General features: G+C 70.3%; 13 protein-coding genes. 3 read left to right on the forward strand and 10 right to left on the reverse strand.

Annotated features, from left to right (window positions below; translation table 11 throughout):
- The first annotated feature begins 174 nt into the window (after positions 1-174).
- The gene (locus HHX30_RS20570) at positions 175-948 is read left to right on the forward strand and encodes a ParA family protein (protein ID WP_169983603.1); all 774 of its coding nucleotides are present in this window, start codon (positions 175-177) and stop codon (positions 946-948) included.
- A 388-nt stretch (positions 949-1,336) separates the two neighbouring features.
- Entirely contained in the window at positions 1,337-2,323 is a 987-nt protein-coding gene (locus tag HHX30_RS20575; protein ID WP_169983604.1) for a ParB/RepB/Spo0J family partition protein, read from the forward strand.
- 396 nt (positions 2,324-2,719) lie between these two features.
- Here HHX30_RS20575 and HHX30_RS20580 read toward each other — a convergent pair whose 3' ends face one another.
- Both HHX30_RS20580 and HHX30_RS20585 read right to left on the reverse strand, forming a co-directional pair.
- Positions 2,720-3,670: a D-alanine--D-alanine ligase gene (locus tag HHX30_RS20580; protein ID WP_169983605.1), complete on the reverse strand. Its 951-nt coding sequence runs from the start codon at positions 3,668-3,670 to the stop codon at positions 2,720-2,722.
- A 294-nt stretch (positions 3,671-3,964) separates the two neighbouring features.
- The gene (locus tag HHX30_RS20585) at positions 3,965-5,197 is read right to left on the reverse strand and encodes a PLP-dependent aminotransferase family protein (protein WP_169983810.1); all 1,233 of its coding nucleotides are present in this window, start codon (positions 5,195-5,197) and stop codon (positions 3,965-3,967) included.
- Between the two features lie 353 nt (positions 5,198-5,550).
- Between HHX30_RS20585 and HHX30_RS20590 the strand changes: the two genes are divergently transcribed.
- On the forward strand, positions 5,551-6,171 hold the full coding sequence (locus tag HHX30_RS20590; RefSeq protein ID WP_142573380.1) for a GNAT family N-acetyltransferase: 621 nt from the start codon (positions 5,551-5,553) through the stop codon (positions 6,169-6,171).
- Positions 6,172-6,310: 139 nt separating this feature from the next.
- Here HHX30_RS20590 and trxA read toward each other — a convergent pair whose 3' ends face one another.
- The 8 genes from trxA to HHX30_RS20630 all read right to left on the reverse strand — a co-directional run bounded on the left by trxA (position 6,311) and on the right by HHX30_RS20630 (position 15,591).
- Positions 6,311-6,634, reverse strand: a complete 324-nt coding sequence (gene trxA / locus HHX30_RS20595; RefSeq protein WP_310741774.1) for a thioredoxin — start codon at positions 6,632-6,634, stop codon at positions 6,311-6,313.
- Positions 6,635-6,712: 78 nt separating this feature from the next.
- A complete protein-coding gene (gene trxB, locus HHX30_RS20600; protein ID WP_169983606.1) occupies positions 6,713-7,642 on the reverse strand; it encodes a thioredoxin-disulfide reductase in 930 nt (309 codons plus the stop codon).
- A 151-nt stretch (positions 7,643-7,793) separates the two neighbouring features.
- Entirely contained in the window at positions 7,794-8,717 is a 924-nt protein-coding gene (locus HHX30_RS20605; RefSeq protein ID WP_169983607.1) for an anti-sigma factor, read from the reverse strand.
- Complete coding sequence (sigM, locus tag HHX30_RS20610) at positions 8,707-9,297, reverse strand: RNA polymerase sigma factor SigM (RefSeq protein WP_169983608.1); 591 nt, start codon at positions 9,295-9,297, stop codon at positions 8,707-8,709. Before sigM ends, HHX30_RS20605 begins: the two co-directional genes overlap by 11 nt.
- A 60-nt stretch (positions 9,298-9,357) precedes the next feature.
- Positions 9,358-10,857, reverse strand: coding sequence for a serine/threonine protein kinase (locus HHX30_RS20615; RefSeq protein WP_311922649.1), 1,500 nt, complete (start codon positions 10,855-10,857; stop codon positions 9,358-9,360).
- Positions 10,858-11,136: 279 nt separating this feature from the next.
- On the reverse strand, positions 11,137-12,735 hold the full coding sequence (murJ, locus tag HHX30_RS20620) for a murein biosynthesis integral membrane protein MurJ (RefSeq protein WP_169983610.1): 1,599 nt from the start codon (positions 12,733-12,735) through the stop codon (positions 11,137-11,139).
- A gap of 35 nt (positions 12,736-12,770) precedes the next feature.
- On the reverse strand, positions 12,771-15,008 hold the full coding sequence (locus tag HHX30_RS20625; RefSeq protein WP_169983611.1) for a hypothetical protein: 2,238 nt from the start codon (positions 15,006-15,008) through the stop codon (positions 12,771-12,773).
- A gap of 46 nt (positions 15,009-15,054) precedes the next feature.
- On the reverse strand, positions 15,055-15,591 hold the full coding sequence (locus HHX30_RS20630) for an aminoacyl-tRNA deacylase (RefSeq protein ID WP_169983612.1): 537 nt from the start codon (positions 15,589-15,591) through the stop codon (positions 15,055-15,057).
- Between the last annotated feature and the right edge of the window lie 140 nt (positions 15,592-15,731).

Here is a 15,731-nt window from a genome sequence, read left to right on the forward strand (position 1 = left end):
ACGACGACCGTGTCCCAGACCCCCCTTAGCCCTGGCGATTCGCCGCTGGTACGAGAGGCACTGAGTTCTGTGGTTTCACGTGAAACAGCCGCACCCCCGCAGGCGGCTGCGCCTTCCGTCGGTTACTCGACGCGCGATGAGGGGGCCTGGCCCCGGCCTTCCCGGTGCCGCGTGATGACGGTGGCCAACCAGAAGGGCGGCGTGGGTAAGACCACCACAGCCGTCAACCTGGCGGCCGCGCTGTCCATGCACGATCAGCGCGTCCTCGTTTTCGATCTCGACCCACAGGGCAATGCGTCCACCGCGCTGGCGACGGAACACCGGTCGGGGATGCCGTCGGTGTATCAGGTCCTCGTGGACGACATGCCGCTGTCGCAGATCGTGAAGCCGGTCCCCGACATGCCGAACCTGTACTGCGCTCCCGCCACCCTCGACCTCGCGGGCGCGGAGATCGAACTGGTTCCGATGGTCGGCCGGGAGACCCGCCTGCGTCGGGCGCTGGCCTCGTTCGACGCGATGGAGTTCGACTACATCCTCATCGACTGTCCGCCGTCGCTGGGGCTGCTGACCGTGAACGCCATGGCGGCGGCACAGGAAGTGCTGATCCCCATTCAGTGCGAGTATTACGCCCTGGAGGGGCTCACCCAGCTTCTGCAGAACGTCGAGCTGGTGCGCGCGCACCTCAACCAGACGTTGTCGGTCACGACCATCCTCCTCACGATGTACGACGGCCGGACCCGCCTCGCTTCTCAGGTGGCCGAGGAGGTGCGGTCCCACTTCGGCGACACCGTGCTCGACGCCGTCATCCCCAGGAGCGTCCGTGTCTCCGAGGCACCCAGCTACGGCCAGTCGGTCATGACATACGACCCGGGCTCGAGCGGAGCGCTCGCGTACATGGGCGCCGCGCGCGAGATCGCCTACCGTGCGGCGGCCCTCGCCGGCGCCTGACAACGCCGCCCAGAGCCGCACAGAGCCGCGGACGGCGCGCACAGGCCTGGAAGGCGACGGCGCGCGGACGAGGCGGCACGATCCAGGTGTCCCGGAGCATGCAGTGCTTAGGGCCATGGGATGCGCTGTGCTGAGACGTCACTGCGCCGGCCGGAAGGTCCGGTCCTCGCGAAGCCCGCTCCGCTGGGCCTTCGCTGCGGTCCTCCCTCCCGCCCGCTCCGCTCCTCCCCGGCGATGCGGGGCGTCGGGCGGGTTTGTACACAGCTCGATGCACGGAGACTCATGGGGACGCCGTCACAGCGGTACTCTCTCCTGGTGTGTGCGTGCCGGTGCCCAGTGACCCCGAGTCGCTGGGCACCGCCTTCTGTGCGGGTATGAGGGAGCAGCGGTGAGCCAGCAGCGTCGGGGACTGGGCAAGGGTCTTGGGGCTCTGATCCCCACAGGACCGATCGTCGATCCGGCGTCCATGGCGAGCGTTTCGCCTGCCGGCCCACCGACGGCTGTGCCGGGGATGGACGTGGCGGGACTGCGTCCCGTGGAGGGCGCCTACTTCCAGGAGATCGAGGTCGACTCCATCTCCCCGAACCCGCGGCAGCCGCGTGAGGTGTTCGACGAGGACCGTCTCGACGAACTCGCGGCGTCCATCAAGGAGGTCGGCCTGCTGCAGCCGGTCGTCGTTCGTGCGGTGGACGGCGGTCGCTTCGAGCTGATTATGGGGGAGCGGAGGTGGCGCGCCTCGCAGCTCGCGGGGCTGGACCGCATTCCCGCGATCGTCCGGAGCACGCAGGACGACGAGATGCTCCGTGAGGCGCTCATCGAGAACCTCCAGCGGGAGCAGCTGAACGCGCTGGAGGAGGCTGCGGCCTACCAGCAGCTCCTGGACGACTTCGGTGCCACCCACGAGGTGCTCGCCAAAAAGGTGGGACGGTCACGCTCGCACATCAGCAATACCCTGCGCCTGCTGAACCTCCCGCCCGAGGTGCAGCGCCGGCTGGCGGCCGGAGTCATCAGCGCCGGGCACGCGCGGGCGCTGCTCGCGCTCAACGATCCCGCCGCTCAGGAGCGGCTGGCGAGCCGGATCGTGGCGGAAGGGCTGTCCGTACGGACCGTCGAGGAGATCGTGGCCCTGGGCGAGGCGACGGCGGGACCGGCTCCGCGTAAGCCTCGGGCGAAGAAGCCGACCGCTCCGGCGCTCCGCGACCTGGCGGACCGGCTCTCTGACCACTTCGAGACCAAGGTGAAGGTCGACCTCGGCAGCCGGAAGGGCCGCATCGTCGTCGAGTTCTCCACGATCGACGACCTGGAGCGGATCATCGACACGATGGCACCGGAGGCCGCCAACGCGATGCGCAGTAGGGGCATCACGACCGACTAGGGCGCTGTCCACACTCATGCCGGTTGGGGGAGCGGAGCGGAAGGGAGCGAGGACCGCAGCGAAGGTCCAGCGGAGCGGACTTCGCGAGGACCGGAGGTTCCTTCCGGCGCAGTGACCAACCCCGCCCAGCGCTCGTCGACACCCCGCCAGCCTTACGGTTTCACGTGAAACACGCGTCCTAAGGCGCTCAAGGCGCAAGGTCAGACCTGGTTCTCGGCACCCCCGGCCAGGGTCGCTTGCAGTGATCGATCCCGCTCAAGGTCGTGGACGTCCAAAGCGATGCCGTCAGAGTGATGGGCGTCCCGGGCGAAGGCACCGTCTGCCTTTACACCCCTCCAGGCGGAGAGGGATCTCCTTGAAGCCTGGAGGGGTGTTTCACGTGAAACGGCGGTGGGATCAGGCTCGGGTGGCGGCGAGCTCAAGAAGTCCCTTGCACAGGGTGCCGAGGTCTCGGCCCGCGGCCTCCGCGGCCATCGGCAGCAGGGACGTCTCCGTCATACCGGGTGCCACGTTGACCTCAAGGAAGTACGGCTTGCCGGAGCCGTCGACGATGAGGTCGGTGCGAGAGAGGTCACGCAGGCCGAGGGCGGTGTGTGCGGCGACCGCCATCCCGGCGCATGCCTCGGCGACCTCGGGGGAGAGCCGGGCCGGTGCGAAGAACTCCGTCTGGCCGGCTGTGTAACGGGCCGCGTAATCGTACACGCCCCGGTCGGGCACGATTTCCACCGGCGTCAGAGCGACCGGCCCGTCGCCGAGATCCACCACGGAGACCGCGACCTCCACGCCTTGGACGTACCGCTCGATGAGCGCGGTGTCGCCATAGGCGAAGCAGCCGACCATCGCGGCGGGCAGTTCCTCCGCCGTGCGTACGATGGACGCGCCCAGCGCGGAACCGCCACGGGAGGGCTTGACGAAGAGCGGCAGGCCGAGCCGATCGATGATGCGGGCGAGCACGGCCGTGGCGCCGAGATCGTGGAACGTCTCCTTGGGCAGCGCCACGGAGTCGGGCGTGTTCAGCCCCCAGGAACGGACGACGGCCTTCGCCGTGGGCTTGTCGAAGGAGACCCGGCAGGCGTCCGGCGTCGCGCCCACGTACGGCACGTCGAGTAGTTCCAGCACCGACCGGATGGCGCCGTCCTCCCCGGCGCCGCCGTGCAGGGTGACGAACACCGCGTCCGGCGGGTCCGCCAGCACCGCGGGCACGAAGGTGGCGTCGGCGTCGCGCGTCTCCACGTCCACGCCGACCGCCCGCAGCACCTCCGCGACGCGGCGTCCGGAACGGATGGAGACCTCACGCTCGTAGGAGAGCCCTCCTGCGAGGACGAGCACGTGGCCCAGATCGCTCATGGCGCCTCACCGCCCATGCGGACGGCGGCGCCGGTTCCGGTCCGCGCCCCCCTCCACGGACGCACGGGGGGCGATCCTTGGGTCATCGTTCGCTCGCTCACGAAGAGGGCCTTTCTCGCCTCGAGAAGTCAGTACGGCCAGCCTGAACAGGCTAGTGCCCCGCCCGCGCCGGTGTGTCCCCCGGTACGCCAAGTCGTCCCAGGCAGGCGTCGCGCACTTCCATCCATAGCGTAGGAGCCGCCCATGAGGTCCCATGGGCGGCTCCGACATCGCGGGGGGCAGCGGCCGTACGCGCTAGGCGAGATCCGGGCTGGGAGTGTCGACGCCGGCGTGTCCCGGCGCGGAGCCGGTGCCGAACGTGTCCCGCAGCCTGAGCTCCTGCTCGATAACGCCCGCCAGGCGGCGCACGCCTTCCTTGATGCGGTCCGGCTCCGGGTAGCAGAACGACAGGCGCATGTTCCGCGCGCCGCCGCCGTCGGAGTAGAAGCCGGTGCCGGGCACGAACGCGACCCGCTCGGCGACCGCACGGGGGAGGATCGCCTTGGAGTTGAGTCCCTCCGGCAGCGTCATCCAGACGAAAAACCCGCCGGCGGGGCGGGTCCACGTGCAACCGGGCGGCATGAGCACGTCGAGCGCGCCCAGGAGCGCGTCACGCCGCTCGCGGTACAGCTCACGGAACGACTTGATCTGCTCACGCCACGGCTGGGTGGCGAGGTACTGGCCGACGGCGAGCTGGGTGAAGGACGAGTGCGACAGCACCGCCGACTCCATGGCCAGGACCAGCTTGTCGCGTACGGCGTGCGGAGCGAGGGCCCAGCCGACGCGGAAGCCGGGGGCGAGGGTCTTGGAGAACGAGCCGAGGTACACCACGCCCTCGGGGTCGTCGGCGCGCAGCGCCCGCATCGGTTCCCCGTCGAACCCGAGCAGGCCGTACGGGTTGTCCTCCACCACGAGGACACCGGCCCTGTGGCAGATCTCCAGCACCTGGCGGCGGCGCACCTCGTTCAGCGTCACACCGGCGGGGTTCTGGAAGTTCGGGATCGTGTAGAGGAACTTGATCCGGTTGCCGGCCGCCTGGAGCGCGTAGATGGTCTGGGCGAGGGACTCGGGGATGAGGCCCTGGTCGTCCATCGCGATGTGCACGACCTTGGCCTGGTAGGCGCTGAACGTCCCGAGCGCTCCGACGTACGAGGGCCCTTCGGCGAGCACGACGTCGCCGGGGTCGATGAAGATCCGGGTGATCAGGTCGAGCGCCTGCTGCGAGCCCACCGTGACGACCACATCGTCGGCGTTCGCCTCGATGCCCTCCATGCGCATGACCTCGCAGATCTGCTCGCGCAGGGCGGGGTCGCCCTGCCCGGAGCCGTACTGCAGGGCCACGGAGCCGCGCGTGCTGACCAGGTCGGCGACGAGCTCGCTGACCAGGTCGAGGGGGAGCGCGTTGACGTACGGCATGCCGCCGGCGAGCGAGACCACCTCGGGCCTCGACGCGACGGCGAAGAGAGCTCGGATCTCGGAGGCGACCATCCCGGCGGCGCGGGCGGCGTACCGGTCGACGTAGGCGTCAATGCGCGACCCGTGGGCCGCGTTAGTCCGACCGTGATCAAGCTCTTGTGCCACGGTCCACCTCCGATCACGTAGCCAGGAAATCCAGAGTACGGTAACGCGCCACGCCCATCACAACTGGGTATTGACCATCAATGGCCCCTTTTCTTGCATTCCTGCCCCACTGGTTTCGGCCCGGCCAACCCCTTTAATGGTCGTGGGCGGCTGTTCGTGGCGCACCCGCTCCTGCCCTTCCGCTGAGTTACGATGCGACCTGGAGACGCCGTTTTCGCGCGCTTTTCTGGCAGGACTCCTGACGGGGATTGGGGCATCACGTGTCGCGTCGGCTGGTCAACGTCACCCTCGACAATCTCGATGACCTGCCGCGCCGGTGCCGGCGGTGTGTGTTCTGGGAGCTCGACCCCGTCAGCGGCGAGCGGGCGGTGGAGGCGGGCGACCCGGGGCTGGAGAAAGAGGCGTGGATCTCGGCGACCCTGCTCGAATGGGGGAGCTGCGGCAAGATCGCCTATGTCGACGGGGTGGCGGCCGGGTTCGTGCTCTACGCTCCGCCGCTGTACGTGCCACGCTCGGTGGCGTTCCCCACGTCTCCGGTCAGCTCCGACGCGGTGCTGCTCATGACCGCGCACATCGTGCCGGAGTTCACCGGCGGAGGCCTGGGCCGGATGCTCGTACAGGGCGTCGCCAAGGACCTGACCCGCCGCGGCGTACGCGCGATCGAGGCGTTCGGCGACCTGAAGTGGGAGCAGCCGGGCGGCTGCGTGCTGCCCGCGGACTACCTGCTGTCGGTCGGGTTCAAGACCGTCCGTCCGCATCTGCGCTTCCCCCGGCTCCGGCTGGAGCTCAAGACGGCCGTGTCGTGGCGCGAGGACGTCGAGGTGGCGCTGGAGCGTCTGCTGGGATCGATGTCCCCGGAGAGGGCCCTGCGGCCCGTCTGAGGGGATCTCAGGGGCCCGTGTGACCGCCGACGACACAAGAGCCCCCCGCCGACGACACAAGAGCCCCCCGCCGACGACACAAGAGCCCCCCGCGCGGGCGCGGAGGGCTCTGCTTCCGGTGGTGCCGCCGGCAGCGGCGTCAGATGACGCCGTCGAGCTCGCGCAGCAGCATGGCCTTCGGCTTGGCGCCGATGATCTGCTTGACGACCTCGCCACCCTTGTAGACGTTCATCGTCGGGATCTGGAGCACGCCGTAGTCCCGCGGCGTGACCGGGTTCTCGTCGATGTTCAGCTTGACGATCGTCAGCTTGTCGGCGTGCTCGGTGGCGATCTCCTCGAGGATCGGCCCGACCTGACGGCACGGACCGCACCACTCGGCCCAGAAGTCGACCAGAACCGGCTTGTCGCTCTTGAGGACCTCGGCCTCGAAGCTCGCGTCCGTCACGCTCTTGATCGCGCCCACGGTATCTCTCCCCTTGCGTGAGTGGTGTGGCGGTGCAGACAACCGCGGGGACCGTCCCCGCATTCCCGATGCCGGGACTCAGGCGTTCAGCGTCAGCCAGCGCTCGGCGTCGAGTGCCGCCGCACACCCGGTCCCGGCCGCCGTGATCGCCTGACGGTAGGTGTGGTCGACGACGTCCCCGGCCGCGAACACTCCGTCGATGTTCGTGCGCGTCGACGGGGAATCGACCACGATGTACCCCTCCTCGTCGAGATCGACCTGACCCTTGACGATGTCGGTGCGGGGCTCGTGCCCGATCGCGATGAACACGCCCCCCACCGGGAGGTCGGTCTCCTCGCCGGTCTTGACGTTGCGTACCCGCACCCCGGACACCCGCTCCTCGCCGAGCACGTCGGCGACCTCGCTGTCCCAGACGAAGCGGATCTTCTCGTTCGCGAACGCCCGATCCTGCATGATCTTGCTGGCGCGCAGCGAGTCGCGGCGGTGGATCACCGTCACCGACTTCGCGAACCGGGTCAGGAAGATCGCCTCCTCCATCGCCGTGTCACCGCCGCCGACCACCACGATGTCCTGGTCACGGAAGAAGAACCCGTCACACGTGGCACACCAGGAGACGCCCCGGCCGGACAGCCGCTTCTCGTTCTCCAGCCCCAGCTCGCGGTAGCTCGAACCGGTGGCCAGGATGACCGCCTTGGCGTAGTAGGTGTCGGTGTAGGTCTTGACGACCTTCGGGTCGGCCTGCAGATCCACCTCGACCACGTCGTCGGCGACCAGCTCGGCGCCGAACCGCTCGGCCTGCTTGCGGAAGTTGTCCATCAGGTCCGGGCCCATGATGCCGTCCGGGAACCCGGGGAAGTTCTCCACGTCAGTGGTGTTCATCAGGGCGCCACCCGCGGTGACCGAGCCCTCGAAGACGAGCGGCTTGAGGTCCGCGCGCGCGGTGTAGACGGCCGCCGTGTAGCCGGCCGGCCCCGACCCGATGATGATCACGTTCCGAACGTCGCTCAACGGACCCGCCTTCTTCGATCCCGGTGGATATGCAGTGCCGTCAACAGATCCTAGGCCCCGGTCATTCCCGGGCCGACCCCTGCCATGACGAAGCCCCCCGGAGGTCGCGGGGGGCTTCGTCACTGCTGATGGTACGGCTCTCGCCGTGTGGTCACTTCCAGCTGGCCAGACCCTCGGGGCGCAGCTTGCGGCACCCGGAGTCCACGACGACCACCCGGACGGCGTTCATGCTCTTGTCCTCCCAGAACGCCATGATGGTGGCCTCGTTGCCGTTGTAGAGGGCCTTGTCGACGCCGATCGGCGTGCGGTCGAGCTCGTTCGAGAACCGCTTGACGCAGGTGTCGAGGTCCTCGTCTTCGTTGGTGCCCGAGCCGGGCGCCACGCCGAAATACCCCAGCAGCGGCCCGCGCAGCTCCCGGCTGGTGTAGTTGTGGCCGCTGGCGTAGGTCGAGTAGGTCAGCGCCTGGACCTTGGCCGGGCTCTGGCCGGGCTCGCCCTGGCTCACCACCTGCTGCGACGGCGAGTCGCCGAACGAGAGCAGGCCGGTGGCGAGACCACCGCTGCCGATCACCACGGCCGCGGCCGCGGCGGCCACGGCAGGCATGGCCCAAGCGCGCCGTCTGGACGCCTTCCCGCCCGTCGTACGCGTCCCGGAGCGGCGCCTGGCCGGCCGGATCGTGCCGTCGTCGGCGACGACTCCCAGTGGAGCGACCGGCGCGGGCTCGCGCTCCGGCTCCACGGAATCGGCCACCGTGGTTTCGACCAGAGGCTCGACCGTCTCCCACGGAACGCTCTCCAGCGGAGCGCTGTCCCAGGGGGCGTCCCGCATGATGCGGTCCCAGTCCGGAGCCTCGGCGGCCAGCGCCCGGTCTATGCGCCTGGCGACGCCCAGAGGCATCGCAGGCACCGGCATCGCCGCCAGGACCTCGCGGACCGCGGCCAGGTCGGCAAGACTCTCCCCGCAGGGGTCGCAGACCGCGAGATGCTCGCGGACCCGCCGGGCCGTCGTGTCGTCGAGGAGACCCTCCGCCAGCTCGGCGAGAACCTCCAGGTCGTAGTGCGTGTCACCCGTCACGAAGTTCTGCTCCCTTCCCGGATGAGACGCGAGTGAGGTCAGATCGGTTCCGTAGATGCGAAAGAATCGGGGCGAGTTTCGCGCGGCCCCGCGCACAGCGGCTCTTCACCGTGCCCGGGGGGACCCCGAGCACCGCCGCCGCGTCGTCCACCGCGTACCCCATCATGTCGACCAGCACGAGAGCCGCCCTCTGGTCGGGCGGCAGCAGCTTCAGCGCCGCCGTGACCTCCAGGGAGACCTCGCGCTCGCCCGCGTGGTCGGTGGCCGGGGTCTCGCGCTCCGCGGCCTCGATGAGCTCGTCGTCGGCGATCGGGCGCACCGACTTGCGGCGCATGCGGTCGAGACAGGCGTTGACCACGATGCGGTGGAGCCACGTCGTGACCGCCGCCTCGCCGCGGAAGCTGTCCGCCTTGCGGTACGCCGAGACGAAAGCGTCCTGGACCGCGTCGGCCGCCTCGTCGGGATCGCCGAGCGTACGCAGGGCGACCGCCCACATCCGGTCGCGGTGCCGCCTGACGATCTCGCTGAACGCGTGAGGGTCACCGCCGAGATGGCGGGTCAGCAGATCGGCATCGGACATCGCGCGGCGCGCATGCTCAGCCGTCGGGGGATTGTCTGGTGGGGAGTTCACAAGTCCCTGCTATGCCGATCCGGGGGAGTGCACCGTTACGTCGTAGATAGTGCCACGATACTGCCCGTTGTAGGGGGGAAGTCGGGTGAACCAGATCAAAACGTACTGGCCTGTGGTGGCCTTTTCCGGAGTGAGCGTCACCGAACCCGACGCGCCCTTCTTCTCCGCCACGGTCTTCAACGAGGACAGCTCCGCCGCGTCGCCCACCTTGAGCTGCACCGTCGCGCCGCCTCCGTTGCCCAGGGAGACGACCACGTCGGCGACGGGGACCGGCTTCCCCATGTCGAGGATGAGCCCGACGCCGTCCTTGAGCCGTCCCAGGTCGGCGCTGCTGTAGCTGTCGGTGTGCCAGTCGGTGGACGGCTTGCCGTCGATGGCGAGCGGGGCGATCTCCGGCTTCTCGGCGCGGTCGGAACCGAGGGGGTCGAACCCCGCCGCGCTCACCGCCTTGACCGTGACCGGCTTGAGCGAGGGGGACGGGGGCCGCGCGGCGTCCGACTGGGCCACTCCCCTCGGGGTGTTGCCGAGGTTCTTGCCCACGGTCCAGGCGCCCACGCCGACGGCGGCCATCACGAGCAGGACGATGACGGTCAGCAGGATCTTGCTCGCGGTGCCCGTCTGCGGGCGCGGCGGAGGGACCATCGTCATCTGGTGGGACGGCATGCGCGGCGGCATGGTCGACATCGCCGGCCCGTCCGGCGCCTCGCTGCGCAGGTTCAGCGCGGGCGGCGCGGTGGTGACGGGGGCCGGCGCGGGGCGGGGCACCTCGGCGAGGGCCTCGGCCACGTCGGCCGGGGTGGCCAGCGGCGGATGACCTCGTCGCGGCTCCTGCAGCAGCGCGCGGCAGGTGATGGCGTCCAGATAGCCGGGAACTCCCGCGGTGACCTGCCGTGGTGTGCAGACCTTGCCGTCGTCCAGCGGCGCCGCGGGCAGCCCGCAGTCGGAGTCGCCGGGCCAATGGCCGGTCAGCGCCGCGTAGAGCAGCCGGCCCAGCCCCTCGGCGTCCTCCCGGGCGGGCTCGTCGCTGCTCAGGTCGAGGATCGCGGCGTCGACGGCGAGTCCGAGGAGCTTGACCGTGCTGCCGCTCGTCCAGACCAGGCGGCCGGGGGTGAGGTGCAGGTGGGTGAGGCCGGCCGCGTGCGCGTGTGCCAGGGCCTCGGCGGCCTCGGCGACCAGGGCCGCGCCGCGCTCGGGCTCGATCGGCCCGCTCTCCAGCAGGTCGAGGAGCGAGTCTCCGCTCACCCACTCGCTCACGACGTACGCCGTGCCGTCCTCGTCGGCCGCGTCGAAGACCTGGGTGAGGCGGGGGTCGGTCAGGCGGCTCGCCAGGCGGGCGGCGGTGACCACCTCCTGGACCCGGGGGAAGTCGGGCGTGAACGTGTGGACCGCGACCGGCCGGGCGAGGATCTCGTCCAGGGCCTTCCACAGGGTCGCGCCGCCGGACTCGTGCACCCGGTCCTCGAGGCGGAACCGATCCGCCAGCCGGGTCCCCGGTTCGACTGTGGACATGCTCATACGGCCGCCCCGCTCCGCGGCCCGTCGGCATGCATCAGCCGATGCCGGGTGGTTCCGCCCACGCCTTCCCGCTTCCGCTCGCCGGTCCGATACTCCAGATCGCGTCCCTGAGACCCTCCTGCCTGCCGCCTCCACCGGTTGGGCAAGATCTGCGGGACGCACTCCCTGGCGCACCATGCTAGTGCCGTGCCGCTTGTGCCCGCCTTCCCGATGGAAAACGTCCGAATCGGACTTCTGGGTTACCTTCCAGTCGCCGGTCGTTCTTGAGGACTCTTACCGTCCTACCCGGCTTGCGACAAGTCCAATGATGGAGCGGACCTCGGGCACCCGCAGCCGGTGCGCGGCCACCATGTACAGCAGCAGCCCCGCGCCGCCGCCCACCGCGAGCACCACGGCCGAGCTCACCGCGGTGATCGAGGTGAGCTCCCTGGCCAGCCACAGGACCGCCAGCGCCAGCGCGGCGGCCGGGATCGCCGCCGCGTACATCCGGCCGAGTCCGGCGGTGACCTCACGGCCGTCGAGCCCGCCGACCTTCCGGCTCGCCAGCACCCACGCGACGACGCAGAGCACGACGTACGTGATCAGGTAGGCGAACGCCAGCCCGATGATGACGTACCGGTCGGGAAGCGTGAAGTAGGCGACCAGGCTGAGCGTCGCGTTGATCGCCACGTTCACCCCCGCCATGATCGCAGGGGTGCGGGTGTCGCCGAAGCTGTAGAAGACCCGCAGCAGGAGCTGGAAGATCGAGAACGGCACGAGCGCGACGCCGAACACCTGCAGCACGTGGCCGATGTAGATCGCGTCGGTCGTGGTCATGCGGCCCCACGAGAAGATCAGCGTGGTGACCGACGGGCCGAGGACCATCAGCAGCAGTCCCGCGGGGACGATGACGGACGAGACCAGCCGCACCGCCGAGGCGAACTCCGTGCGCACCGAGTCCAGCTCGCCGTCGGCGACGTGCCTGCTCATCCTCGGCAGCATCGCCGTGATCACCGAGACCGCGATGATCCCGTACGGGAGCTGGAAGAGCTGGAACGCGTACGCCCACGCGCTGTTGCCGGCGCCGGGGGCCCGTGCGCCCGCACCGGTCGCGAGCTTGGTGGTGACCCAGAAACCGATCTGCGTGATGCCGGTGTAGGCGAACGTCCACACGGCGGCCCTGGCCGCCTCTCCCAGCCCCGAGCCGCGCAGCCCGAGACGGGGACGGAACCGGAAGCCCGCCCGGTGCAGCGCGATGATCAGGACTGCCGCCTGCGCCACGATGCCGCCGGTCGTGCCGAGACCGAGCAGCGAGAGGTCGCGATCGCTCACCTTGTCGATGTCGGACGACGCGACGGCGTAGTAGGCGGCCAGGACTCCCATGACCACGAGGTTGTTGAGCACCGGCGCCCACATCGGGGCGGCGAACCTGTCCCGCGTGTTGAGGATCGCCCCGGCCAGCGAGCCGATCCCGAAGAACGCGATCTGGGGGAGCATGTACCTGGCCAGCGTGGCGGCCACCTCGACCTTGTGCTCGGACCAGTTCGAGGCCGTGTAGAGGTCCATGATCGGCCGGGCCAGCAGCACGCCGACGAGCGCGACGGCCGTCAGCACGATCACCGCCAGCGTCATCAGCCGCTGTTCGAACGCCTGGCCCCCGTCCGGGTCGCGCCGCTGCGCCCGGACGATCACCGGCACGATCACGCTGCTCAGCACGCCCTGGAGCAGCAGGTCCAGCAGGATGTACGGGATCATGTAGGCCGCGTTGTAGGCGTCGCCCAGGGCGAACGTCCCGATGGCGGCGGCGAGCATCGCCGTACGGACGAAGCCGGTGAGCCGCGAGACCATCGTCCCGGCCGCCATGATCGCGCTGGCCCGCAGCATCCTGCTCATGGTGTTCCTGGCCGCCTTCCTCCGGATGGTCCCAACTACGGTGACTGGGTGCGCTCGGCCGGGACGGCTCCCGGCCGGTCCCCGGGCGGGCCCTCCTCGTCCCTCGGCCCGTCGAACGGGAACGCCTTGCGCGACCTGCGGCGCAGGACACGCATCACCACGGCGGCCAGCATGATGACCACGGCCGCACCCACGATGACGAGGGCGATGCCGGTGTAGCCGGTCGCGCGCACGACGACGCGCACCGCGCTGCCGTACTTCTCGTCCGCGTCGGTCAGAAGCTGCACGGAGATGCTCGCGTCGCCGCCCTCGTTGCGGACGATCACCGGCACGTTCACGAGCTGGCTGCGCCCCGCGAGGATCCTGGTGGTGGGGGTCACGTAGACCCCTCCGGGACGGTCGATCGCGAGCCGTGACTTGCTGGCCGAGGTGACCCGGACCTTGATCTGGATGTCCTTGTCCAGGTTGTTGGCCACGCTCACCGGGACCTGGCCGTTGCTGCCCGCGACGGCGCGCGGGGTGTCGAGCACGGACACATGGCCGATGCGGTCGTCGATCGCCTTCTGCACCTGGCCGGCGAAGGAGACCGCCCGCTTGCCGTCGCCTCGCCAGGAGGCGGAGGCCAGCCGGAGTATGGCCGTGTGGAAGACGTCCGTGTGCTCCTCCGTGACGGTGGCCACAGCGTCGGCCTTGCGCTCCAGCTTCCGTACGGTGGCCAGGTAGGAGCGGCTCAGCTCGGCCTGGCGGTCGCGGTCGGTGTAGGTCAGGTCGCCGCGCGGCGTTCCCGCCCGGCCGGCTTTGACCGAGTCGAGCGAGGTCATGCGCAGCCAGGGAGCGCCGGAGGCGGCCTGCAGCAGGCCGGAGACGAACGCCGGGTCGGGGGTCCACAGGTGCGACTCGGGCGCCGCGATCACCGTGCGGGAGGCCGTCTTCGCCGTCGTGTCCTGCCCGGTCTGGCCGGTCTGGCCGACCTGCCCGAACTGGCCGAACTGGCCGGTCCGCTGGCTCTGCTGCTCGAAGGCGATCATCGCGGTCTCGGCGAGGAACCGCTGCCGCGCGAGCATCGCGGTCCCGGGAGCGGACACGTCCCCGCCGAGGAGTGTGCTGAGCGTGGGGTCGGCGAGCAGCGCGGTGACCGGGTTCTCCGCGACGGTGTCGAGCCTGGCCGCGGCGTCGGGAGTGGTCGGCGCCGGGGGGAGGACGGGCTGCCCGTCCTGCGTGGCGGCCCGGGGCGGCAGCGCGTCCCCCGACAGCAGCACGGATGTGACGCCCGACATCGCCAGTTCGTCCACCGCGTCGCGGTCGATCTTGCCGCCGGCCGGCCACGCGGTGGTGCCGCGGATCTCCCGGCCGAGCAGTTCGGTCGCGAGCGCGGCCCCGCGCTGTACGGACGCCGCGGCCTGCTTGTCGAGGCCGTGGTGGACCAGCGCGGCCACGTCCGGGTCGCCGTACGGCGTGGCGACGACGGTCTTGTCCGTCAGCGCGCTGCGCAGTCCGTTCAGCCACTGGCCGGCGGCGGGGTCGGCGGCCTTGCGCGTGCCCTTCACGCTCCGGGGGCCGGAGGACAGGACGCGGACGTCGTCGAGCAGGGCGGGGTCCACGAACCAGGTCACGCCGTCGCCGGTGTCCTGCGCGGTCTGGAGCAGCGACGCCAGGCGGCCGGACGCGAGCGAGCCGGACAGGTCGTCGTCCATGAACGTCGCGTCGTCGGCCCGGTGGGGCCGGTCCACGAGCGGCAGGGCGACGGCCAGCTTGACCGTGGGGATCTGCTGGCCCTTGGGGGCGTACGTCAGGAAGGTCCGCTTGATCCCGAGCCGCTGGCCGGTCGCGGCGTCGGTCACCTCGACCTCGAAGGGGTAGACCCCCGGCCGGGGCAGGCCCAGCTCCTGAGGGGTCACGGTGAACCGGAAGGGGAGCTTCCCCGACTGGTCGAGCGGCGTGGCCTGGATCCTGGTGCTCCAGTTGGTGGTCCCGTACCCCTGCTCGGCCAGGTAGGCCGCCATCTCCGTCCGGGAGGCGAACGGCCGGCCCCGGGAGTAGCGGACGGCGACCCGTACGGAGGACCCCGGCGTGCCGGACACGGTTCCCGCGACCGTCACGGGCGCGGCGGGGGTGCGCACGACCTCCGGCGTGATCTCGCTCACGAGGAGCGGATCGGCCGGAGCCGCCGCCGCGACACGACCCGGAGGCGCCGCGACAGCCGTACCGGCCATGCCCGCGGGGGATGCGAGCAGGGCGGTCAGCAATGTCAGCAGCGCGGCCTTACGGATCATGTGCCGGCCGGCGGTGAGGTACGGCGCACGCCCAGAATGCTATGGCCTATGCCGTCCGCATAGGACTCACCAGGCTCGCGAGACCTCTCCTCTGGGCGGTGCTCAGGTCGACGGTCTTGGCCGCCACCAGGTCGAACAGGTGGATGGCGCGCAACCGCAACGCGGTCCGGCGCTCGCCGGTCGCGGTGTGGACGACCTCGTCGGGATCGATGCGCTCCATCAGCCGCTGGTCCACGAGAACGGTCAGATCGTCGGGCAGCAACAGCGGGCAGACCAGGCCGTGCGCGTAATCGGTCGCGGAGTTCACGGTGTAGGCGGACGCGGGGGTTACCCTGTGGGCGCGCAGGACGGCGCCCACCTCCGCCGGCCCGGGACAGGAGTTCACCGCGCTCACCACGGCCACCTCGTGTGTCCGTCCGCGCGTCGACACCTCGAACAGCGACACGTACAGGCACGTCTCGGGAGTGACCCCCAGCACCTCGGGAAGCTCGTCCGAGCATGTCAACGGGCGCGGAAGACGTACGATCTCATGGTGGATCTGGTGGGCGAGGAGCCAGCGGTGAATCGCGAGAGCGTCTTTCATCTCGGGTGCTCCTTGCGTCGTCCAGCGCCCCCGAACCGTCCGTGGCCTGGTGATCGCTAGGTGTGTCTCCCCCTGGGCGACACCCGACCACCTGGGCCATCGGGGGAGAGTTTCTGTTCCGTGACCGAAGGACCTACCCA

This window comes from Microbispora sp. H10836, from assembly GCF_012999525.1.
In the GTDB taxonomy this organism is placed as follows: domain Bacteria; phylum Actinomycetota; class Actinomycetes; order Streptosporangiales; family Streptosporangiaceae; genus Microbispora.

What these genes read in the sequence shown, in the direction of transcription:
- HHX30_RS20585 (WP_169983810.1), bottom strand. Translation starts at nt 5,197, where the DNA reads ATGGTCGCCTCCGAGATCCGAGCTCTCTTCGCCGTCGCGTCGAGGCCC.
- murJ (WP_169983610.1), bottom strand. Translation starts at nt 12,735, where the DNA reads ATGAGCAGGATGCTGCGGGCCAGCGCGATCATGGCGGCCGGGACGATG.
- HHX30_RS20570 (WP_169983603.1), top strand. Translation starts at nt 175, where the DNA reads ATGACGGTGGCCAACCAGAAGGGCGGCGTGGGTAAGACCACCACAGCC.
- HHX30_RS20630 (WP_169983612.1), bottom strand. Translation starts at nt 15,591, where the DNA reads ATGAAAGACGCTCTCGCGATTCACCGCTGGCTCCTCGCCCACCAGATC.
- HHX30_RS20615 (WP_311922649.1), bottom strand. Translation starts at nt 10,857, where the DNA reads ATGTCCACAGTCGAACCGGGGACCCGGCTGGCGGATCGGTTCCGCCTC.
- sigM (WP_169983608.1), bottom strand. Translation starts at nt 9,297, where the DNA reads ATGTCCGATGCCGATCTGCTGACCCGCCATCTCGGCGGTGACCCTCAC.
- HHX30_RS20580 (WP_169983605.1), bottom strand. Translation starts at nt 3,670, where the DNA reads ATGAGCGATCTGGGCCACGTGCTCGTCCTCGCAGGAGGGCTCTCCTAC.
- HHX30_RS20625 (WP_169983611.1), bottom strand. Translation starts at nt 15,008, where the DNA reads ATGATCCGTAAGGCCGCGCTGCTGACATTGCTGACCGCCCTGCTCGCA.